Here is a 20650-nt window from a genome sequence, read left to right as displayed (position 1 = left end):
CATGCGACAATCAGGCGACATGGCGTCGCGGCAGCCTCCGCAAGAAGCCGGAGCTGCATGGCGGGACGGACTAGCGGTGGCGCGCTCGCGAGCGGCGTTCAGTAAAATTTGTGGAAATGATGGACCGGGCCGTGGCCGTGGCCGACGCTGAAGCGATCAGCGGCCGCGATCGCCGCGCTGATCCAGGTCTTGGCGTTGCGCACGGCACGCTCGAGATCCTCGCCCCTGGCGAGCCCGGCGGCGACCGCCGAGGACAGCGAACAGCCGGTGCCATGGGTGTTGCGAGTGGCAACGCGCGGCGCGGCGAGCGCGATCGTGGTGCTGGCATCGACGAGATAATCGATACTCTCGGCGCCCTCGCCGTGCCCCCCCTTGATCAGGACCGCCCGGCAGCCGAGCGCCAGTAGCCGGCGTCCTTGGCTCTCGATCTCGAGCTCACTTGTCGCGACCGGCTCGTCGAGCAGAGCCGCGGCCTCGGGCAGATTGGGTGTGATCACCGAGGCCAGCGGCATCAGTTTGATGCGCAGGGCGTCGACCGCTTCGGACGCGAGCAGGCGATCACCCGATGTCGCCACCATCACGGGATCGAGCACGATATGCCGGGGCGCCCAGCGCGACAGCGCGGCCGCAATCGCATCGATGCTGGTCGCTTGCGCCACCATGCCGATCTTGACCGCGCCGACCTCGAGATCGGAAAACACCGCGTCGATCTGCGCGGTGACGAATTCGGCGGGCACCGCGTGAATGCCGGTGACGCCGCGGGTGTTCTGCGCCGTGAGCGCCGTGATGGCGGACGCGCCAAAGACGCCGAGCGCGGCAAAGGTCTTCAGGTCGGCCTGGATGCCGGCGCCGCCGCTCGAATCGGAGCCGGCGATGGTCAGCGCGACGGGCGTCGTCATGGGGCGACTTTCAGCGTTCTCAAAGCCATGGCCCGTCCTAGCGCGCCTACCTCAACGCAGCAAGTTCGCTTGCTAAATCCGGCCGGGTTTGGCCTATTAGCCGTCAGATATGCTTTCGGAGTGACCGCGATGGTTCCCTTTTTCGTCCAGATCAAATGCAAGCTCGGCCAATCCTATGTGGTCGCCAATGCGCTTGCCGAAGCCGAGATCGCCTCCGAGATCTATTCCACGGCCGGGCAATACGACCTGCTGGTGAAGTTTTACGTCGACAACGACACCGATATCGGCCACTTCGTCAACGAGAAGGTGCAGGTGCTGCCCGGCATCCAGGACACCCTCACCATCATCACCTTCAAGGCGTTTGGCGCGAGTTGACCGTCCGAAAAAGGGCAGGCCCGATCAGGTGCCGCCCTCCTTGCGCTTGGGACGCGGCGGACCGTCCACCGGCGGCAGCGATTTGAGATAGTCCGCCATCGCCGCGAGATCGTCGTCCGGCAGTTGCGAGGTGTTCTTGATCACCCGCGTCATCGCGCCGCCGACGCTGTCGCCGTCGGGCAATTCGCCGGTCTTCAGGAAATAGGCAATATCCTTCGCGCTCCACTCGCCGAGGCCCTTCTGGGTGATGTTGGGCACCCATCCCTCGCCTTCCGGATTGGGGCCGCCGGCGAAGCGTTGTCCGGCCATGATGCCGCCGAGCGCGTTGCGCGGGCTGTGGCATTCCGCGCAATGGCCAAAACTGTTGACGAGATAGGCGCCGCGATTCCACTGCGGTGACTTCGCGCTGTCGGGGACGAAGGGCTTGTCGTCCAGAAACAAGAATTTCCAAATGCCGACGTTGCGCCGGATGTTGAACGGAAAGCGCACATCGTGGTCGCGCACCTTGCCTGCGACGGCCGGCAGCGTTTTCAGGTACGCAAAGAGATCGAGCACGTCCTCGCGCCTGGCGTGCTGATAGGACGTATAGGGAAAGGCCGGAAAATAATGCCCTCCGTCCGGCGAGACCCCGTGCATCACCGCATTGACGAATTCGGCATCGTTCCATTTGCCGATGCCGTCGGTCGGATCGGACGAGATGTTCGGCGCATAGAACGTTCCGAACGGCGACTTGATCGCGACGCCGCCGCCGAGCCTGAGACGATCGGGCTGGTCGGGGACGGCATGGCATGAGGCGCAGCCGCCGGCGTTGAACATCAGCTGGCCATTGGCAAGATCAGGGACGCGGGCGGGCGCGGTGCCGACCGCCGCCCCCACCGGCGCGCTGAGCCACCAATAGACGCCGGCTGTGGCGAGTGCGGCGAGCAGCGCCACGGAGATTGTTCGTCGCAACATGCGGTCCTTTCGTCGTCGCGGCGAAGCTTATGACCGATGTCCTCGCGGCTCCAGCCACGAAGAATTTAGCCCACCGCAGCATGAAACGGGAATAAACTGCAATACCGGCTGTTGGAAGTTTGGCAGCCCAAACGGGTTCAGCAGGGAGAAAAATCATGAACAAGATCGTCATCGCCATGTCAGTGCTTGGCGCCGTTGCTTTTGCGGGTTCGGCCAGCGCCGAAAAGCTGAAAGCAACGCTCGACGCCAAGTCCGAGGTCCCCGCAACGACGAGCAGCGGCACCGGAACGGCCGATCTGGATTACGACGCCGCCAGCAAGAAGCTGTCCTGGAAGGTCACCTATTCCGGCCTGTCCGGGCCCGCCACCGCCGCGCATTTCCACGGACCTGCCGAGCCCGGCAAGAACGCCGGCGTTGCGATCCCGATCCCAGGCGCTGCCACCAGCCCGGCCGAGGGCTCGGCGACGCTGACCGACGCGCAGGCCGCCGATCTGCTCGGCGGCAAACTCTACGTCAACATCCACACCGCGGCCAATCCGGGCGGCGAGATCCGCGGTCAGGTGACGAAGTAAGCTTTCGAGCGATCCAACAAAAGGGGCGGCTGCTTGCGCAACCGCCCTTTTCGATTCCGCGTAGCGCTGGCGCAGGCGTCACACCTCAGGTTCGGCTGCGTTCAGCGCCTGCGCGAGGTCGGCGATCAAATCCGACGGGTGCTCGATGCCGATCGACAGCCGGATCGTGGAATCGAGCACGCCGATCTTCCGGCGGATGTCAGCGGGGACGCCGGAGTGGGTCATGGTGGCAGGCAGGCTCGCAAGCGACTCCGTTCCACCAAGGCTCACCGCCAGCTTGAGGATTTGCAGCGCGTTGAGGAATTTCATGGCGGCGGCCTTGCCGCCGACGATGTCGAACGAGAACGTGGACCCCGCCCCCGAGCATTGCCGTGCAAACACAAGTCCGTCCGGCGACGCCGCGTCGTGATGACCGAGATAGTGCACCTTGGCCACTTTGGGATGATCGCGCAGATAGTCCGCCACGAGGCGCGCATTCGCATCCGCCTTTTCCATGCGCAGGCTCAGCGTCTCGAGCGAGCGGTTGATCATCCAGCAGGAATGCGGATCGAGCTGGGTGCCGATGGCGCCCCGCAGCGCCTTGATGCCTTTCACCACCGCCTTCGCGCCGAGCGCGGCGCCCGCGATCAGATCTGAATGACCGCCGACATATTTCGTGAGCGAGTACAGGGAAATATCGGCGCCGTGCTCGATCGGTCGCTGAAACACCGGCCCGAGCAGCGTATTGTCGCAGGCGATGATCGGAACGTGTCCTTGCGCCTTTCCGATGGTGTCGGCGACACGCCGCATCATCGCGATGTCGACCAGCCCGTTGGTCGGGTTGGCCGGGGTCTCGATCAGGATCATCGAAACCCGGCCCTTGCGCATGGCCTCCTCCGCGGCCCGGCTGACCACGGCTTCATCGACGCCATCGGCGAAGCCGACGGCGCCGATCGACAGACGCGCAAGCGTATTCGTCAGCAGCGTTTCCGTGCCGCCGTAGAGCGGCTGGGAGTGCAGAATGACGTCGCCGGGGCGGACGAACGCCAGGATCGTGGTCGCGATGGCCGCCATGCCGGATGAGAACAGCGCACAGCTCTCGGTGCGCTCGTAGATCGCGAGCCTGTCCTCGACGATTTCGCTGTTGGGGTGATTGAAACGCGAATAGACCAGGCCCGCGCCCATCCCTTCCGGCGGCTCACGCCGGCCGGAGACGAAATCGAAGAAGTCCTGCCCGTCCTCGGCCGTCTTGAACACGAAGGTCGAGGTCAGGAACACCGGCGGCTTGACCGCGCCTTCCGACAATTGAGGATCGTAGCCATAGGTCAGCATTAGCGTTTCCGGATGCAGCATATGGTTGCCGATGTGCGTCTTAGACGGGAACGGTTTTACCATGGCTTGTCTCGCTGTTGCTGATTGAGGCGCTCGCCGCGGGTTGGAACTCCTGATGTCGTGACGCAGTCAGGAGCGAGATGCGTCAGCGTCAAAGCTCACGCCAATGCCGCGGCGGCTGGAGCAAAGATAGCTGCTCCGGTAGCGATCCGTCAGGCCTTGCGGATAGAATTTCCAGCAGCGCTGCGCGCCGACATGAAAAAAGCGGCTGCTTTCGCAACCGCTTTTTCCCGATTCCCAGTAGCCCGGATGGAGCGAAGCGCAATCCGGGCTACGAATCTTTTTCTTCCGTCAACCGTTCTTCACACGAAACGTCTCGTGGCAGCCGCCGCATTCCTTGCCGACCGCGGGGAAATTCGCCTTGAGCGAGTCGAGATCCTTGATCTTGCCCTTGGCCTCGCCGACGACCTTGGCGAAGCTCGCGACCTTCGCATCGAACCCGGCCTTGTCCTCCCAGATCTTCGGCGAGGCGCTGTAGTCGCCCTCGGGCTTCATGCCCTTTGCGCTCGCCGGAAACAGGTGCGGCAGCTTCTTGGCGGTGTCCTCGAACTGCGCCAGCGCGCTGTCCACAGTGGCCTGATCATAGGGCTTCTCGCCCTTGACCATGGCCGCCACTGCGCCGGCGTTCTTGCCGTTGCCCTTCATGAGAGTCTGCACTTCCTTGACGGCGTCCTGTTGTGCCCAAACCGCGCCCATACCGAGCAGGAGCGCACCCCCAACCACCAACACTCGCTTCATTCGCAAAATCCCTTTCCTTGATGCAGGATCGTGCTGACCCCTCAATGGGCCAACACCGCTCGGCAGATTTCATTCCCGTGGAAGATTGTCACAGGCTGTGACGGCGATGGTGCTCGTTGATGGCGATCCACACCCGTTCCGGGGTCGCCGGCATGTCGATGTGGTCGATCTTGTATTCGCGCCAGAGCCCGTCGACGATGGCGTTGACGACCGCCGGGCAGGACCCGATCGCACCGGCCTCGCCCGCGCCCTTCACCCCCAGCGGATTGGTCTTGCAGGGAACGTTGGCGGTCTCGAACACGAAGGCCGGCCCGTCCGCGGCGCGCGGCAGCGCGTAGTCCATGAAGGTCGCGGTGACGAGCTGGCCATCGCCCGCGCCATAGACCACCTGCTCCATCAACGCCTGGCCGATGCCCTGCATGGCGCCGCCATGGACCTGGCCGGCCAGCAGCAGCGGATTGAGCGTCATGCCGAAATCGTCGACGATCACGTAGTTGACGATTTTGATGATGCCGGTGGCCGGATCGATCTCGACCTCGGCGACATGGGTGCCGTTGGGATAGGTGCCGTCGGCGCTGGCGAAGGTCGCGCTCGCGTTCAGCTTCGAGGGATCCGCGCCGGGCCGCTTGGCGAGATCAGTGAACGAGATCGAGCGGTCGGTGCCGGCGATGCGCACCATGCCGTCGGTGATCTCGAGGTCGCCGGCGCTGGCTTCCAGCGCCTGGGCCGCGATTTCCTTCAGCTTCTGCCCGAGCTCGCGGGTCGCGCGCTCGACGCTGACACCGCCCGACGGGATCGAAGCCGAGCCGCCGGTGCCGAGGCCCGTGGCGATCATGTCGGTGTCGCCCTGGTGGACGTGCACGCGCTCGGGCGCCACGCCGAACTGCTCGGCAACGATCTGCGCATAGGCGGTCTGGTGGCCCTGCCCGCTCGACTGGGTGCCGATCAGGACCGTGATATCGCCATTGGGGTCCATCCGCACATTGGCGGTCTCCTCGCCCATGGTGCCGCAGACCTCGACATAGCTCGCAAGTCCGATGCCGCGGATCAGGCCGTTCTTCTTGGCCGCCTTGGCGCGCTTGCCAAACTCCTTCCAATCGGCGATCTCCATCGCGCGCTTCAGATGCGCGGCGAAGTCGCCGGAATCGTAGACTTTGCCGGTCGCGGTCTTGTAGGGCAGCGCCTTCGGCTGGATGAAATTCTTGCGGCGGATGGCATCCACCGTCATGTCGAGTTTTCGCGCGCAGGCGTCCACGAGACGTTCGATGACGTAAGCAGCCTCGGGCCGCCCGGCGCCGCGATAGGCATCGACCGGCACGCTGTTGGTGAAGATGGTACGCACCCGGCAGTGGAACGCCTGGATGTCGTAGAGGCCCGGCAGCATGCCGGCGCCGCCATGCGGGATATAGGGCCCGAAGGTCGACAAATAGGCACCCATGTCGCCCATCAGGTCGCAATCCATCGCCAGGAACTTGCCGTCCTCGGCCAGCGCCATCTTCGCGGTGGTGACGTTGTCGCGGCCCTGCGCGTCGCCCATGAAATGCTCGGTACGGTCGGCGGCCCATTTCACCGCCTTCTTCAGCTTTCGCGCGGCGACTGCCAACAGGGCGTATTCCCGATAGGGAAACAGCTTGGTGCCGAAGCCGCCGCCGACGTCGGGGCAGATCACCCGCATCTTGTCGGTCGGAATGTTGAGCACGTTCTGGCAGAGGATATCGCGCAGGCGATGGCTGCCCTGGCTGCCGACCGTCAGCGTCAGATGGTCGCGCTTGGCGTCGTATTCGCACACCGCCGCGCGCGTCTCCATGAAGTTCGCGACCACGCGCGGATTGACGATCGAGATCTCGGCCACCGCATGCGCTTTGGCAAACGCCGCTTCGGTCGCTTTCTTGTCACCGATCGAGACGTCGAACAGCACGTTGCCGGGCTTGTCCGGCCAGACCTGCGGCGCGCCCTTCTTCACGGCATTGACGACACCGGTCACCGCCGGCAGCGGGCTCCATTTGACCTCGATCGCCTCGATCGCGTCGCGGGCCTGGTCGATGGTCTCGGCGACCACGAAGGCGATGGAATCGCCGACATGGCGCACTTCGTCCTTGGCGAGGATCGGGTAAGGCGGCCCGGTGAAGGGATCGGTCTCGAGATTGAACAGGCAGGGCAGATTGCCGAGATCCCCAACGTCATCGGCGGTCAGGATCAGCGCGACGCCGGGAAGGGTGCGGGCGCGGCTCGCATCGATGGTGTATTTGGCATGCGCATGCGGCGAGCGCAGCATCAGGGCGTGAAGCACGGCCTGCGGCGCATAATCGTCGGTATAGCGGCCCTTGCCGCGGATGAGCGCGTCATCCTCCTTGCGCAACACGCTTTGGCCAACGCCAAACTTGATGGGAGCCGCCATTTTTCTCGTCCCGTTTCTCATGGTTGTTTTGCCGGCATATTGCCGTGGAAAAACTGGCAAGGCAAACGGGTTTAGCCATGCGAAAACCGTCCAGCGCCCTCACCTGTCAGAGCAGGATGGAACGGGAGCGCCGCAACTCGGTCATTTCGCCGTGAGGAACGGTCCGCTTGATGGCATGATAGTTGCCGAACCCGCCCGCAGTCCACGCCTGAGAACGCGCAGCCGTGCTGACAGCTGCTTGCTCGCAAAGCGCATCTCCGCTTCGGATGGCTCATCAGTTACATCCCCCCGCGGCTCCATAGATCTCTGGCGTGATCCCTCAGCCTATCGATAGCCCGTTCCGGCGAGATGTAGTCGATCTCGCCGCGCGTCAGGCCGATATCCATCAGCTCCCGGTCACTCAGGTCCCGCAAGGCGATTTGTGGGCCGTGCCGCCAGCGCCAGTCCTGGAGCGCACGCCAGTATCGCGCGAGCAAGCCTGGGATGCTCCACGTCGAGGCAAGCTCGAGGGGGAGCCTCTCCGTCTCGGATGTCATGATCGTCTGTTGGGGTGGCATCGGACGCTCCTGCTGTTGTGCCGGCAGGGAAGCGTGGCCAAACAAAAGGCCCCGTCCGATGCCGGCGGGGCCTGGTGAAAAGATGTCGTCGTCGAATTTCTAGCGCGCGACTCCTTCCACGGCCCGGCCGAAGCGGGTCATGTGGTTGCGGTTGAGTTTGCGCACTGATTTGATCATGCGTTGCGATTATCATAGCAATCGCGCAAAATCAAGAGATGTGTGGAGGTCGGTTGCACCCTGGAAGCGAGCCCCTTATTCTGGCGCTTTCTTGCCCCTACACACGCCTCAGGACTTCGTCTGCTTCGCTTCCACGTATCGTGCGAAGTTGTCGAGGATTGCCTGCCAACCGCCTTGCTGCTGCTCGACCGAGTGCGTCGATTCGCCATCGAAGACCACGCGAACCAGAATGCCCTTCGGGCCGGGCACAAACTCGACTTCGGCATTTCGCTCGCCGAACGCGTATTCGATACGCTTGTGCTCGACGATTTTCGTGTAGGTACCGGCGAAGTCAAAGCCCATGCTGCCGTCCTTGGCCTCCATGCGCGATGAGAAGACACCGCCTTCTCGCAGGTCGACGGTCGCCTTGGTCGTATGCCAGTCGTCGGACGCGGCGTTCCACTTCATGATGTCGGCAGGCGTCGTATAAGCGCGCCAGACCTGATCGATAGGGGCTGCTACGTTGGTTTCGACGGTGATCCTCATAAAACAGTGCTCCTGGTTCGAATTTTGCCGGCTCGAGGTGACGGCATCACGTCACGTGTGCAGGGTCCATCCGCCGCACTTCCGAGATGTGTCCATCCAAGGACGATCCAGACTGGCCCGTGCCGACAAGCTCGAGCCGTCAATGCGTTGAAAATATGAAAAAGTTAACCCCGCACCAGTGAGACCAGCCAGCGGCGCCCGAACAGCGCAAGGATGGCGAGCGCATAGACGATCGTACCTCCGACGGCCAGCAGAAGCAGCGTCAATTCGTCCCGGAAGTGCATCGAGCCCAACGAAGGACTGCTGAAGCGCGCGATGAGCCAGAAGGCGGCGGCCAGGATGAGCCCGGTCAGCAGGAATTTGGCGAGCGACAACAGCCAGGCGCGGTCCGGCACGAGAAAGCCTCGCCGCACCGCGAAGAACAGCACCAGTAGCAGGTTGGTCCAGACGCCGACGGCAGTGGCCAGCGCAAGCCCGATCTGGGCCAGCGATCCCATCAAGGCAATTTTCAAGGCGACGTTGACCGCGATGCCCGTCAGCGACGCCCGCACCGGCGTCGCCGTGTCCTTGCGCGCGTAGAAGGTCGCGACCGCGCTGCGGATCAGTACGAAGGGGATCAGGCCGATGGCATAGGCCGCGAGCGTGGCGCCGGCAGCGGCGGCATCGGCTTTCGAGAACGCACCACGGGCGAACAGCGCGCGCATGATCGCGTCGGGCACGGTGAGGAAGGCGGCGACGAACGGCACCGAGAACAGCAGCGTGAAATCGAACGCGCGGCGCTGCGCCTTCATCGCACCGTCATGGTCGTTGGCCGTGATCCGCCGCGACATCTCCGGCAGCAGCACCGTGCCGATGGCAATGCCGATCACGCCGATCGGGAGCTGGTTGAGACGGTCGGCGTAATACAGCGCCGACAGCGCGCCCGCCGGCAGGAAAGTCGCGATGATGGTGTCGGCAAACAGCGCGAGCTGCGTGCCCATCGAGCCCAGCGTCGCCGGCCCGAGTGCTTTAAAGAATGCGCGGACGTCTTCGTCGAGCTTGAGCGGCGCAAAGCGCGGCAGGCCGCCATGGCGGGCGAGATCGCCGGCGAGCAGGAAATACTGCAAAAAACCCGAGATCAGGACGCCCCAGGCGGCGGCGTGGCCCGCGCCGGGAAACCAGGCGGCAAGCGCCAGCGTCATCATCATCGAGATGTTGAGGAAGATCGACGCCGCTGCGGCGCTCGCAAAGCGCTGCATCACGTTGAGCATGCCGCCATAGAGCGTCACCAGCGTGATCAGCAGCAGATAGGGAAAGGTGATCCGGGTCAGCTCGATCGCGAGCTTGCGCTGCTCGGCGTCCTCGGAAAAGCCGGGCGCCAGAATGCTCATGGCTTGCGGCATGAACAGCCAGGCGACGATCAGCAGCACCACCTGCGAGGCCAGCAGCAGCGTGAAGATGCGGTCGGCGAATAATCTTGCCGCCCCCTCCCCGCGCTCACCGTGGACGTGCGCATAGGCCGGCACCCAGGCGGCGTTGAAGGCGCCCTCGGCGAAGATCGCACGGAAATGGTTGGGCAGCCGCAGCGCCACGAAAAAGGCGTCGGCCACGGGGCCGGCGCCGAGAATCGCCGCAAGCATGATGTCGCGGGCAAACCCCGTCAGCCGCGAGAGCAGCGTGTAACCACCAACCGTGAAGATACGTCCGAGCATCGTTCCCTTCTAAAGGAAGAGCTCGCGCAGCAAAACGGCGAATTCAGGTTGAAAGCGCGCCGCGCACGGCCGTGATGATTCGCTCCTGATCGGCTTCAGTCAGATAGGCATGCATCGGCAGGCTGATGACGTCCTGCGACAGGCTCTCGCAGCCCGGCAGACCGCCCTCTGCCACCGGGTACTGCTTGTAGGCCGTCTGCTGATGCATCGACTTGCCGTAGTAGATCGCCGTCGGCACGCCCTGGGCCTTCAGCGCGGCGGCAAAGCCGTCGCGGTCGGTACCCTCGGGAAGGCGGATCGTGTACTGCGCCCAGACCGACGTATTGCCGGGCGCCACGCGCGGCACGGTGACCACATTACCGAGACCGCGCGCGTAGCGCTCCGCGACCTTGTTGCGGGCGGCGATCTCGTCGTCGAAGATCTTCAGCTTCTCGATCAGGATGGCGGCCTGCATGGTATCGAGCCGGCCGGTCAGGCCGAGGCGGACGTTGTCGTATTTGTCGACGCCCTGCCCGTGCACGCGGATGCTGCGCAGCGTCGCCGCGAGCTCGTCGTCATCGGTGAAGATCGCGCCGCCGTCACCGAAGCAGCCGAGCGGCTTCGCGGGAAAGAAGCTGGTCGCGGTGGCGAGCCCAAAGGTGCCGAGCTTGCGGCCCTTGTAGCTCGCGCCAAAGCCTTGGGCTGCGTCATCGAGCACGAACAGGCCTTCGGCCTTGGCGATCTCCGCGATGGCATCGTGATCGGCCGGCTGGCCGAACAAATCGACCGGAATGACCGCGACCGGCTTGAGGCCGGCCTTGCGGGCGGTCGCGATGCCGCGCTTGAGCGATTCCGGGCTCATGTTGAAGGTCGCTTCGTCAACATCGACATAAACCGGCGTCGCGCCGGTCCGCGCCACCGGCGAAGCCGTCGCGATGAAGGTGAAGGACGGACACAGGACGGCGACGCCAGGCCCGACATTCTTCGCCATCATCACCATCAGGATCGCGTCGGTGCCGCTGGCGCAGCCGATGACGTGTTTGGCGCCGCAATAGGCCGCAAGCTGCTTCTCGAGCTCGGCGACTTCAGGGCCGTTGACGAACTGACAATGATCGAGAACGCGCTTCACGGCGGCATCGAGCGAGTCGCCGAGCCGGCGGCGCTGCGAGGCGACGTCGATGAAGGGAATGGGTTCGGAACGCAGATGCTGGTTCATGGCGCCTTGCGGGTTTTGATCGGTCAACATGGAGTGGGATCAACCCGCGACGCGGCGCGGGCCCTTGAGGGCGGACGACTTGGCGGCGGGCCGCGACGGCGTTTCCAGGCACTGCGTCGCGATCTCGAGGCTGGCGACGCCCTCGTCGCCGGTGACCGCCGGCGTCTCGCCGTTGCGCACGGCCTTGAGGAACGCGATCAGTTCGGCTCGGAGCGGCTCGTCATGGCCGACAGGCAGATGCCGCATCGAATAGCTGCCGTCAGGCTTGAAGCCGAAACATTCGGTGACCTGGCGCGTCAGGAGATCGCCCATCACGTATTTGCCGCGGGTCGCGACCGTGACGCTGCGCGCCTTGAACGGCGTCAGCCAGTTGGTGTTGATGTGCGCGAGCACGCCGTTGGCGGTGCGGAACTGCAAGAGCGCGATGTCCTCGCGCTCGGCGACCGCACTCGACAATTGCGGCTGCACCTCGACGATGTCGGATTCGGTGAACCAGCGGATCAGATCGATGTCGTGCACGGCAAGATCGATGACGACGCCGACATTGGACATGCGCGGCGGGAATGGGCCGACGCGCGTGATCGCGATCGACAGAATATCCTCGCCCGCGATCGCCTGCTTGACGGCGGCAACGGCCGGATTGAAGCGCTCGACATGGCCGACCATCAGCGTCACGCCGGCCTTTTGCGCAGCCGTGACGATCTCACGGCCTTCCGCGACCGTGGACGCAATCGGCTTCTCGACCATCACGTGGATGTTCTTGGCGATGCAGGCGAGCGAGACCTCGTGATGCAGATGGGTCGGCGCCGCAATGGTGACGGCATCGACGCTTTCGGCCAAGAGCTGGTCGAGCGTCTCGAAGCTCGCGCAATTGGCAAGCTCCATCGCCCGCGTGCGATGTGCCGGCGAAGGATCGACGACGCCGACGAGGCTGACACCGGGAAGACCCGCGAGCACGCGCGCGTGGTTGCTGCCCATCACGCCGGCGCCAATGACGCCGACGCGCAAGCCGGCCTTTGCCGGTGCAGATCCTGTGGAACTCATGTGAGCAAACCCCGATTCAACGCAAATCCCCGGGGGGCTTCTAGCACGGACGCCACATTTGTGGCGAGTGCGGAGCTAGCGGTCCGGACACGATTTGATTCAAAAAGTTACACGTTTCCCGGGCCTTAAGCCTCTGGAAGAGACCACTCTTTTGGCCCGGGTCGCGTGATTCGGAGTGTGGTGGTTACGACCTTTGATAGTCGTCTTCAATCCGGATGATGTCGTCTTCCCCGAGATAGCTTCCCGTCTGGACCTCGATCAGCTCCAGCATGATTTTACCGGGATTCTCCATCCGGTGCACCGCGCCCATCGGGATGTAGATGGACTCGTTCTCGTGCACGCTTTTGACGGTGTCGTTGACGGTGACGCGGGCGGTGCCGCGGACCACGATCCAGTGCTCGGCGCGATGATGGTGCTTCTGCAGCGACAGACGTCCGCCCGGCTTCACCACGATGCGCTTGACCTGGTGGCGCTCGCCATTGTCGACCGACTGGTAACTGCCCCAGGGCCGATGCACCTTGAGGTGCTCCTCGGTGACCTTCGGCGCGACCGCCTTGAGTTTCGTGACCAGCCGCTTCAGCCCGTTGGCATCCTTCTGACGCGAGACCAGCACTGCGTCCGCGGTCGCCACCACGATGAGATCGTCGACACCTTCGAGCGCGACCAGCGCAGAGTCGGTGGTGACGTTACAGTTGCGGGAATCCTCGAACACCGCACTGCCATGCGAAGCATTGCCTTGCGCGTCCTTGTCCGACAATTCCCACACCGCGTGCCAGGAGCCGACGTCGGACCAGCCGCAGGACACCGGCACGACCGCGGCGCGCGCGGTCTTCTCCATCACCGCATAGTCGATCGAGATCGCCTTGGCCGCGCCGAACGCCTCGGGCTCCAGCGTCACGAAGCCGAGATCGCGGCCGGCATTGGTCACGGCATTGGAGATGGTCTCCACGCTCGCCGCATCGACCTTGCGGTATTCGTCCAGCAGGACGCTGGCCGGAAACATGAAGTTGCCGCTGTTCCAGAGATAGCCGGAATTGACGTAGTCGGCTGCCTTCACCGCATCCGGCTTCTCGACAAAGCGCGCGACCGCGTGCACCTCGCCTGAGATGACCTCGCCCGGGCTGATATAACCGTATTCGGTCGCCGGCCGCTCCGGCTTGACGCCAAACGTGACGATGCGCCCGGCGTTCGCGGCGGTGAGGCCTTGGCGGCACGCCGCGACGAAGGCCGCATTGTCCTGCACCACATGGTCGGCGGCGAGCGCGAGCACGATCGCCTCACTGGCGCGGTTCTGTGCGAACACCGCGCCAGCTGCGATCGCAGGCCCGGAATCGCGCCGCATCGGCTCGAGGATCACGTCGGCCTCAATGCCGATTTCGGCGAGCTGCTCCAGCACCATGAAGCGGTAGGAGGCATTGGTGATGACGATCGGGCGATCGAACAGCGAGGCCTCCGAGACGCGCAACAGCGTATCCTGGAAGGTCGAGCGCGTGCCGAACAGCGGCAGGAACTGCTTGGGCCGCACCTCGCGCGAAGCCGGCCACAGCCGCGTTCCGGCACCGCCGCACATGATCAGGGGGATAATGCGTTTGTCCATCGTCATTTCAAACCTTGAGGTCGTTCCGATACCAGGTGACAAAATTACGAATTCCGTGCGCGATCGGCGTTGACGGTGCAAAGCCGGTATCGCGCATCAGATCCTCGACATCCGCGGACGTTTCCAAAAGGTCTCTCGGCGGCAATTCTTTGATCGCCGTCCGACCCAGCTCCGGCTCCAGAACTCCGACGACCTGCATCAGCTCTTCCGGGTGGTGGTCGCCGACATTGTAGACCTTAGACGGCGCATTTGCGGCAGCCGGACGATCTGCGGTGATCCCTCATCCTGTTCCCCAGGGCCGCTTCGCCCGATCCGTCGCTCGATCTTTCGCCCGCGGCGCCTCTTTAGCCTCCGCATCGACGGGGCCGCAATAGCCGGCCGCCCTGCATGCGGGCTCCTGATCACCGCTATTGCAAGATCGGCGCCAAAACCATACCAAAGCGGCCGAATTCGGCGCCTTGCGTCGGGTTGCTTCAAAACCCTTGTTCATGCGGGCGAAATGCGCCGAATCCTGCTGTCGACGGCCAAGATCCTGATTTCCGGAGCGCTGCTATACCTGGCGCTGCGCAAGGTCGATCTGTCCGAACTGTTTTCGCGCTTCACCGTGACCAGCCTGTTCTGGATCGGCTTGGCGATCGCCGTTACGTTCCTGCAAATCTTCGTCGGCGTGTTGCGTTGGCGCGAGATCAGCGCCGCATGCGGCGCCCCGCTCGAGCTCGGCCGGGCCATGCGTTACAACGTAATCGGATCGTTCTTCAACCAGACCTTGCCCTCGGCGATCGGCGGCGATGCGGTCCGGCTGTGGCTCGTCGCGCGCGCCGGCGCCGGCTGGCGCGCTGCGACCTACTCGATCTTCGTCGACCGCGCGATCGGTTTGATCGCGCTCGCGATCATGATCGTCGCGAGCCTGCCCTGGAGCTACGGCCTCATCGCTGATCCGCACGGGCGCTCGGCGCTGCTGCTCGTCGACCTCGCGGCGCTCGCGGGTGGCCTCGGCTTTCTGGTCTTCGGCGCGCTGAAATGGCACTGGCTGAAAACCTGGTGGGCCACGCATCACATCCACGCCTGTGCCGTGATCGCCAACCGCGTGATCTTCAGCCGCTCGCGCGGACCGGCCGTCGTGATCCTGTCGCTCGCCGTGCATGTGCTGGCCGTCGTGGTCGCCTGGTGCGTCGTGCAGTCGATCGCCGCGCCGGTCGGATTCAGCGACGTCTTTATGCTGGTGCCGCCGGTGATGCTGATCACGATGATGCCGATCTCGATCGCCGGCTGGGGCGTGCGGGAAGCCACCATGGGCCTCGCGTTCGGCTTCGCGGGCCTGGCCGCAAACGAGGGCGTCAACGTCTCGCTGCTGTTCGGCGCCGTGTACTTCATCGTCGGCGCGATCGGCGGTCTGGTCTGGATCCTCAGCGCCGAGAAAGCCGCGCAGGGATCGGCGCCGCTCGGGGTGCCGCAGTGAGCGCGGCCATCGATGCGCTCGGCGCCGTCCCCTCGCTGCTTGCCGTTGCGATTGCCGCGCTGGTGTCGGGCGTCATCACCTGGACCAGCCGCCCCCTGCTCCAGCGTTACGCATTGGCGCGGCCCAACGCGCGGTCCTCTCATCGCATCCCGACCCCGCAGGGTGCGGGCATCGCCGTGATATCAGCGACGCTGCTGGTCGCATCAGCCTGGGCAGTCTGGGCGAACGTCGCGATTCCGCCGGCGCTGATCGCTGCGACCGTCTTGATCGCCGTGGTCGGATTTGCCGACGACATCAAGTCGCTGCCGGTGCTGGTACGGCTCGTGCTGCAGGCCGCAGCCGTCGGCGCCGTCGTGTTCACCACGCCCGAGACCGCGCGCATAGTGCCGGCGCTGCCGCTCGGGCTGGAGCGCGGACTGATCCTGCTGGCGGGCGTGTGGTTCGTGAACCTCGTCAACTTCATGGACGGGCTCGACCTGATGACGGTGGCGGAAGTGGTGCCGGTCACCGCGGCGCTGCTGCTGCTGGGACTGCTCGGCGATCTGTCGTGGCCGGCCGCGCTGATCGCCGCGGCGCTGTGCGGCGCCATGCTCGGCTTTGCGCCGTTCAACAAGCCGATCGCAAAAGTCTTCCTGGGCGATGTCGGCAGCCTGCCGATCGGCCTTTTGCTCGGCTGGTGCCTGCTCGAGCTCGCCTGGCGCGGGCAGCCCGCCGCGGCGCTGTTGCTGCCGGCCTATTACCTCGTGGATTCCACCATCACGCTGTTCTGGCGCATCACCAGGCGCGAGCAATTCTGGTCGGCGCATCGCTCGCATTTCTACCAGCGCGCCACCGACCACGGCTTCACGGTCTCCCGCGTGATCGGCGAGGTGTTCGCGCTCAATCTCGTGCTCGCGGGGCTTGCCATCGCCACCGCTCGCGCCGGCTCGCTGACGATCACGCTGACCGCGCTGCTGGCGGGCGCAATCGCGACCGGCATCGTGCTGCGGCGGTTCTCCCGCCGTCAGGCGTCCTGAGCCACCAGCGCCAGCCGCAGCCCCTCGTCGAGAGACACCTGGGGCTGCCACCCGGTCGCAATCGCCTTGGCGAGGTTGAGCTCGAGCGAGCCGATCAGGCTGTCATGCGTATCCTGCCGGCCCATCACTCTCAGCAGCGTCCCGAGCAGGTCCGGCGGCATGCCGAACAGCCGCGAGTTCTTGCCGGCAGCCTTGGCCAGACGCGCGATGAACTCGGGCGTCGAGACCTGCTCGATATCGGCCACCAGGAAGATCTCGAAATTGCTCGCGGGATCTGGATGAGAAAGCCGGCGCAGGATGAACGACGACAGGTTCTGCACGGCAAGGAAGGCGCGGTGATTGCGGATCGTGGCAAAGGGCAGCGGCAGCCCGAGGCTCACGGCACGCGTCAGCAGCGCGAAATTGCCCTTGGCGCCCGCACCATAGACCAGCGGCGGCCTGATCACCGAGATCTTCATGGCGCTGTCGCGCGCCAGCGTCTTCAAGCCCGCTTCGGCCGCGGCCTTGGACATGCCGTAGAGACCGCGCGGCGTCAGGACATCGTCCTCGCTGAACGGCGCGCGGCCGTCATTGGTGCGACCGTGCACGAGAACGGTGCTGATGAAGATGAACTGGCGCACCCCGGCCGTCGCCGCGCTGCGCGCCAGGTGCAGCGTGCCGGCAATGTTGACGTTGCGATAGAGCTGGACCGCATGCTCCTCGTGCTTGTGATGCACCCGGGCGGCGAGATGAACCACGGCATCGACGCCTTCAAGCGCCGCCTGCCAGTCGGTTTCAGGCCCGATCGTTTCGATCACGACCTCGTCGTCCATGCCTTCCGATCTGCGCACCGCGCGGCGGACCGACCACCCCTCGTGCGCCAGTGCGGGCACGACATGACGGCCGACGAAACCGCTCGCACCCGTCACCAGCACGACTGGCTTGCGCTTGTTCATCGTTGCTCCGCCAGTTCGGGGTTGCGCAACAATTCGTCGACCAGGGCAGCGTAGGCGTTCATCGCGGTGACGCGATCGAATTTCGCCGCCGCCTTGACCGCGCGCTCCGCCATCGCGACTGCGTCGGAGCGAGACGCCGCGCGGATCGCCTCGGCCAGTTGATCGGCACGGCCCGGCGTCACCACCCAGCCCAGCCCGTTCTCCACCACCGTCAACGCGGCCTCGGCCTCCGGCTCCGAGACCAGCACCACGGGACGGCCGACCGCCAGCAGATTGTAGAACCGGCTCGGCACCGATACCCCCGCAACGTCCTTCCGGTACGGAATGATCCAGAGATTGGCCGCCGCCAGCAATGCCTCGAGCTCGGCATCCTCGACCCGCCCCACGAAGGAGACATTGGGCAAGTTCGCGTCGGCCTGCAACTGCTTCAACCGCTCGAAGCCGATGCCCCAGCCGGAGAGCAGGAAGTGGATATCAGGCTCGGCCCTCAAAAGACGCGCCGCCTCGAACACGATCTCCGGATCATGGGTGAAGCCGAGATTGCCCGACAGGCCGACAACGAAATCCGCCGAGAGCGCTTTGCGGAACGGATTATCCGCCGTCACCGGCCGGGGTGCGGCCACAAGCGTCCCCCAGTTCGGGATGAAGCGGATCTTGTTCCGCGTCATGCCGGAATAGCTCAGCAGCGGCCGTTCCGCATCGCGGCCGATGGTGATGACGGCATTGAGCGCGCGGAACATCAGGCTGTTGGCGGCGCGCATCGTCATGGTCACGATCGAACCGGGCTTCAGCAGGCCCGCCATCACCAGTACGTCCGGGAAGAGGTCGTGCATGATCAGCGCCGAGCGCGCGCCCTTCAGCCTCGCCGCCGCCGCGACCGCGTAAGGCAGCATGAACGGTGCGGTGACGGTAAGCACGACGTCACCTCGCCTCAGCTCCCGTGTCAGCGCCAGAAACGTACGCACCGCGAACAGCAGCTCGGAGGCGCCGCGCCGCACCAGCGCCGCCTTGCCCGCCATCCGGTTCTTGACGGCGATTATCCGCGGCTTGCCCGGGCCGGCCTGCGAGGCCGGCAACGCGCCTGATGAGCCCGACAACACCACGACCTCGTGATCCCCGGCGATGCGGCAGGCGATCTCGGCCATGATCGCCGCCGTCGTGCTCGGATCAGGCGGGTAATGCTGGCTCGCCACGACGATCTTGCCTCGAGGCTGCATGATCAGGCCGCGGTCGACCCGAATTCCGGAACCGCGTCCTTCAGGATGGTCCTGATGGTCGCCCGATCGTCGCGCGCGATCGCCTGCTCCAGCGCCGCAATCCATTTGCGCAGCGTCTGCATCGGCGGCTCGTTCGGCTGCGCGGCCATGATGCCGGCGACGCCGATCTCGCGGGTCGGCTCCTCGGAGGCGAACAGGATTTCGTGCAGGCGTTCGCCGGGCCGCATGCCCGTGAACACGATGTCGATGTCGTAGCCGGGTTGCAAGCCCGAGAGACGGATCATGCGCTCGGCGAGATCGACGATCTTCACCGGCTGACCCATGTTGAGCACGTAGACCGACACATCCGAACGCTGCGTTCCGAGCGCATGCGTTGCCGCCGTGATGACGAGATCGCAGGCTTCGCGGATGGTCATGAAGTAGCGGACCATGTCGGGATGCGTGACCGTCACGGGACCGCCGGCATCGATCTGGGCCTTGAACTTCGGCACCACCGAGCCGTTCGACGCCAGCACGTTTCCGAACCGGACCGAGATCAGCCGCATCGACCGCCTGGCGCCGCCGTGACCCGCCGCAAGATCATGGTCGAGCGCCTGGCAATACATCTCGGCGAAGCGCTTGGTCAGGCCGAGCATCGACACCGGTTCGATCGCCTTGTCGGTCGAGATCATCACCATGGCTTCGGCGCCGGCGCTATGCGCGGCATCGGCAACGTTGATCGAGCCGAAGATGTTGGTCTTGACGCCCTCGCTCCAGTCGCGCTCGAGGATCGGCACGTGCTTGAGCGCGGCGGCATGGAACACGATGTCCGGCTTGAACTCGGCCATCAGGCGCATGATGCGCTCACGGTCGCGGATGTCGGCGATGCGCCCTTCGATCGAAGCAGCGGAGCCGAGCGCCGCGAGTGTTTCCGTGATCGCGTAGAGCGCCGGCTCGGAATTTTCCACGATCAGAAGGCGCGCGGCGCCGAACGCGACGACACGCTCGCAGATCTCCGAACCGATCGAGCCGCCCCCGCCGGTGACGATCACCGCCTTGCCCTCGATCAGGGCCTCGAGCCGCGCATAGTCGATCTTTTCGCTCGGCCGCAGCAGCAGATCCTCGACGGCGACGGCCGTGAGCCGTGGCGTATCGCCGCTCTCGAGCGAGGGCATGCGGCTCACGATCACGCCGAGCTTGCGCGCCCGCATCAGAATCGACTCGGGATGGGCCTCCGGCTCGAATGCCGTGGGCGTCATCACGACGCGCGCGATCGGCTTGCCGCGCTTGGTGAAGTCGGCGATGACATCCTCGATGTCGTCGACGCCGCCGAGAACCGGGACGTTGCGGATGAACTGGCCGCGATCGGAACTCGACGGCGACAGCACGCCGACCGGCCAGATGTGCTTGATCGCCCCGCTCTCGATTCCGCGCAACAGCACCTCGGCATCCGCGGCGCGGCCGATCAGCAGCGTCGGCGCGGCATCTCCGGTGCGGGCGTGACGCCGAACCCGCGTATAGCGGAAATAGCGGTAGGCCATGCGCAACGCGCTGAGGAAGGAGATCTCGAGGAACCAGTAGAGGACGATGGTCACCTTGCCGAGGAAGAAGGCGCCGCGGACATTGGGGGCGACAAAGATGTAGTCGAGCACCAGGAGTGCAACCGTGAGCACGGTCGCGACGCGCATGATGTTCAGCGCGTCGGGCAGCGAGATGAAGCGCCATTTCGTCGTGGTCAGGTTGAAGACGAAGCACACGACCAAGCTGAAGGCGAGAAAATAGGGCAGGATCTGAATCAGCAGCGGCAGGCGGTCGAAGAAGCCGTCGCCGCCCTCGAAGCGCAGATAGAAGGCGGCGAACAGCGCCGCCGTGGTCGCCAGCAGGTCGTGGAGCGCGATCATGAAATTGCGCAAGGTGAGATGCGAAAGACGCGTCATCCGCTGACCGAAAA

At 64.9% G+C, this 20650-nt stretch carries 19 protein-coding genes; 4 read left to right on the top strand and 15 right to left on the bottom strand.

The features are described from left to right. Positions 1-98 precede the first annotated feature (98 nt). Positions 99-899 (bottom strand): bifunctional hydroxymethylpyrimidine kinase/phosphomethylpyrimidine kinase, encoded by an 801-nt coding sequence (gene thiD / locus IVB50_RS21235; protein ID WP_018457519.1) that lies wholly within the window; start codon positions 897-899, stop codon positions 99-101. 129 nt (positions 900-1028) lie between these two features. Between thiD and IVB50_RS21230 the strand changes: the two genes are divergently transcribed. Next, entirely contained in the window at positions 1029-1274 is a 246-nt protein-coding gene (locus IVB50_RS21230; RefSeq protein WP_007602021.1) for an Lrp/AsnC family transcriptional regulator, read from the top strand. A gap of 24 nt (positions 1275-1298) precedes the next feature. On the opposite strand, the gene IVB50_RS21225 is transcribed toward IVB50_RS21230, so the two are convergent. Beyond that, positions 1299-2228 carry a cytochrome c gene (locus IVB50_RS21225; RefSeq protein WP_247297133.1) on the bottom strand — a complete coding sequence of 310 codons (930 nt, stop codon included), beginning with the start codon at positions 2226-2228 and terminating at the stop codon, positions 1299-1301. Positions 2229-2383: 155 nt separating this feature from the next. Here IVB50_RS21225 and IVB50_RS21220 point away from each other — a divergent pair, with 155 nt between their 5' ends. After that, entirely contained in the window at positions 2384-2800 is a 417-nt protein-coding gene (locus IVB50_RS21220; protein ID WP_007602019.1) for a CHRD domain-containing protein, read from the top strand. A gap of 78 nt (positions 2801-2878) precedes the next feature. Here the strand turns inward: IVB50_RS21220 and IVB50_RS21215 are convergent, their stop codons facing one another. The 10 genes from IVB50_RS21215 to IVB50_RS21170 form a co-directional block, all read right to left on the bottom strand. Beyond that, positions 2879-4174 carry a cystathionine gamma-synthase family protein gene (locus IVB50_RS21215; RefSeq protein ID WP_026233389.1) on the bottom strand — a complete coding sequence of 432 codons (1296 nt, stop codon included), beginning with the start codon at positions 4172-4174 and terminating at the stop codon, positions 2879-2881. Positions 4175-4462: 288 nt separating this feature from the next. Then, complete coding sequence (locus IVB50_RS21210; RefSeq protein WP_247297131.1) at positions 4463-4909, bottom strand: cytochrome c; 447 nt, start codon at positions 4907-4909, stop codon at positions 4463-4465. 88 nt (positions 4910-4997) lie between these two features. Continuing rightward, positions 4998-7307 (bottom strand): xanthine dehydrogenase family protein molybdopterin-binding subunit, encoded by a 2310-nt coding sequence (locus tag IVB50_RS21205; protein WP_247297129.1) that lies wholly within the window; start codon positions 7305-7307, stop codon positions 4998-5000. A 278-nt stretch (positions 7308-7585) separates the two neighbouring features. Then, entirely contained in the window at positions 7586-7864 is a 279-nt protein-coding gene (locus IVB50_RS21200) for a DUF1127 domain-containing protein (protein ID WP_247297128.1), read from the bottom strand. A 285-nt stretch (positions 7865-8149) separates the two neighbouring features. Continuing rightward, a complete protein-coding gene (locus IVB50_RS21195) occupies positions 8150-8566 on the bottom strand; it encodes an SRPBCC family protein (protein WP_085348818.1) in 417 nt (138 codons plus the stop codon). 164 nt (positions 8567-8730) lie between these two features. Beyond that, complete coding sequence (gene murJ, locus IVB50_RS21190; protein WP_247297125.1) at positions 8731-10257, bottom strand: murein biosynthesis integral membrane protein MurJ; 1527 nt, start codon at positions 10255-10257, stop codon at positions 8731-8733. A gap of 43 nt (positions 10258-10300) precedes the next feature. Beyond that, positions 10301-11452 carry a DegT/DnrJ/EryC1/StrS family aminotransferase gene (locus IVB50_RS21185; RefSeq protein ID WP_247297338.1) on the bottom strand — a complete coding sequence of 384 codons (1152 nt, stop codon included), beginning with the start codon at positions 11450-11452 and terminating at the stop codon, positions 10301-10303. 39 nt (positions 11453-11491) lie between these two features. Next, on the bottom strand, positions 11492-12496 hold the full coding sequence (locus IVB50_RS21180) for a Gfo/Idh/MocA family oxidoreductase (protein WP_247297122.1): 1005 nt from the start codon (positions 12494-12496) through the stop codon (positions 11492-11494). A 184-nt stretch (positions 12497-12680) separates the two neighbouring features. Next, entirely contained in the window at positions 12681-14093 is a 1413-nt protein-coding gene (locus IVB50_RS21175) for a mannose-1-phosphate guanylyltransferase/mannose-6-phosphate isomerase (protein WP_247297120.1), read from the bottom strand. 7 nt (positions 14094-14100) lie between these two features. Continuing rightward, entirely contained in the window at positions 14101-14292 is a 192-nt protein-coding gene (locus IVB50_RS21170) for a hypothetical protein (RefSeq protein WP_247297119.1), read from the bottom strand. Between the two features lie 300 nt (positions 14293-14592). Between IVB50_RS21170 and IVB50_RS21165 the strand changes: the two genes are divergently transcribed. Then, complete coding sequence (locus tag IVB50_RS21165; RefSeq protein WP_247297118.1) at positions 14593-15552, top strand: lysylphosphatidylglycerol synthase transmembrane domain-containing protein; 960 nt, start codon at positions 14593-14595, stop codon at positions 15550-15552. Then, complete coding sequence (locus IVB50_RS21160; protein ID WP_247297117.1) at positions 15549-16568, top strand: glycosyltransferase family 4 protein; 1020 nt, start codon at positions 15549-15551, stop codon at positions 16566-16568. Before IVB50_RS21165 ends, IVB50_RS21160 begins: the two co-directional genes overlap by 4 nt. On the opposite strand, the gene IVB50_RS21155 is transcribed toward IVB50_RS21160, so the two are convergent. The 3 genes from IVB50_RS21155 to IVB50_RS21145 are packed head-to-tail and all read right to left on the bottom strand — an operon-like array spanning position 16556 to position 20636. Continuing rightward, positions 16556-17503 carry an NAD-dependent epimerase/dehydratase family protein gene (locus tag IVB50_RS21155; RefSeq protein ID WP_247297116.1) on the bottom strand — a complete coding sequence of 316 codons (948 nt, stop codon included), beginning with the start codon at positions 17501-17503 and terminating at the stop codon, positions 16556-16558. The two genes, IVB50_RS21160 and IVB50_RS21155, sit on opposite strands and share 13 nt — an antisense overlap. Next, positions 17500-18720, bottom strand: coding sequence for a glycosyltransferase family 4 protein (locus IVB50_RS21150; protein ID WP_247297115.1), 1221 nt, complete (start codon positions 18718-18720; stop codon positions 17500-17502). Before IVB50_RS21150 ends, IVB50_RS21155 begins: the two co-directional genes overlap by 4 nt. A 2-nt stretch (positions 18721-18722) precedes the next feature. Next, positions 18723-20636, bottom strand: coding sequence for a nucleoside-diphosphate sugar epimerase/dehydratase (locus IVB50_RS21145; protein WP_247297114.1), 1914 nt, complete (start codon positions 20634-20636; stop codon positions 18723-18725). Between the last annotated feature and the right edge of the window lie 14 nt (positions 20637-20650).

The organism is Bradyrhizobium sp. 87, assembly GCF_023073015.1.
In the GTDB taxonomy this organism is placed as follows: domain Bacteria; phylum Pseudomonadota; class Alphaproteobacteria; order Rhizobiales; family Xanthobacteraceae; genus Bradyrhizobium; species Bradyrhizobium canariense_D.
Note: the sequence above shows the minus strand (reverse complement) of the source record. Positions and strands in the feature narration are given on the sequence as shown.

Coding starts and splice junctions, on each gene's coding strand:
- murJ (WP_247297125.1), bottom strand. CDS start 10,257: ATGCTCGGACGTATCTTCACGGTTGGTGGTTACACGCTGCTCTCGCGG.
- IVB50_RS21195 (WP_085348818.1), bottom strand. CDS start 8,566: ATGAGGATCACCGTCGAAACCAACGTAGCAGCCCCTATCGATCAGGTC.
- IVB50_RS21210 (WP_247297131.1), bottom strand. CDS start 4,909: ATGAAGCGAGTGTTGGTGGTTGGGGGTGCGCTCCTGCTCGGTATGGGC.
- IVB50_RS21200 (WP_247297128.1), bottom strand. CDS start 7,864: ATGCCACCCCAACAGACGATCATGACATCCGAGACGGAGAGGCTCCCC.
- IVB50_RS21215 (WP_026233389.1), bottom strand. CDS start 4,174: ATGGTAAAACCGTTCCCGTCTAAGACGCACATCGGCAACCATATGCTG.
- IVB50_RS21170 (WP_247297119.1), bottom strand. CDS start 14,292: ATGCAGGTCGTCGGAGTTCTGGAGCCGGAGCTGGGTCGGACGGCGATC.
- IVB50_RS21175 (WP_247297120.1), bottom strand. CDS start 14,093: ATGGACAAACGCATTATCCCCCTGATCATGTGCGGCGGTGCCGGAACG.
- IVB50_RS21165 (WP_247297118.1), top strand. CDS start 14,593: ATGCGCCGAATCCTGCTGTCGACGGCCAAGATCCTGATTTCCGGAGCG.
- IVB50_RS21185 (WP_247297338.1), bottom strand. CDS start 11,452: ATGAACCAGCATCTGCGTTCCGAACCCATTCCCTTCATCGACGTCGCC.
- IVB50_RS21225 (WP_247297133.1), bottom strand. CDS start 2,228: ATGTTGCGACGAACAATCTCCGTGGCGCTGCTCGCCGCACTCGCCACA.
- IVB50_RS21150 (WP_247297115.1), bottom strand. CDS start 18,720: ATGCAGCCTCGAGGCAAGATCGTCGTGGCGAGCCAGCATTACCCGCCT.
- IVB50_RS21230 (WP_007602021.1), top strand. CDS start 1,029: ATGGTTCCCTTTTTCGTCCAGATCAAATGCAAGCTCGGCCAATCCTAT.
- IVB50_RS21180 (WP_247297122.1), bottom strand. CDS start 12,496: ATGAGTTCCACAGGATCTGCACCGGCAAAGGCCGGCTTGCGCGTCGGC.
- IVB50_RS21205 (WP_247297129.1), bottom strand. CDS start 7,307: ATGGCGGCTCCCATCAAGTTTGGCGTTGGCCAAAGCGTGTTGCGCAAG.
- IVB50_RS21155 (WP_247297116.1), bottom strand. CDS start 17,503: ATGAACAAGCGCAAGCCAGTCGTGCTGGTGACGGGTGCGAGCGGTTTC.
- IVB50_RS21220 (WP_007602019.1), top strand. CDS start 2,384: ATGAACAAGATCGTCATCGCCATGTCAGTGCTTGGCGCCGTTGCTTTT.
- thiD (WP_018457519.1), bottom strand. CDS start 899: ATGACGACGCCCGTCGCGCTGACCATCGCCGGCTCCGATTCGAGCGGC.
- IVB50_RS21145 (WP_247297114.1), bottom strand. CDS start 20,636: ATGACGCGTCTTTCGCATCTCACCTTGCGCAATTTCATGATCGCGCTC.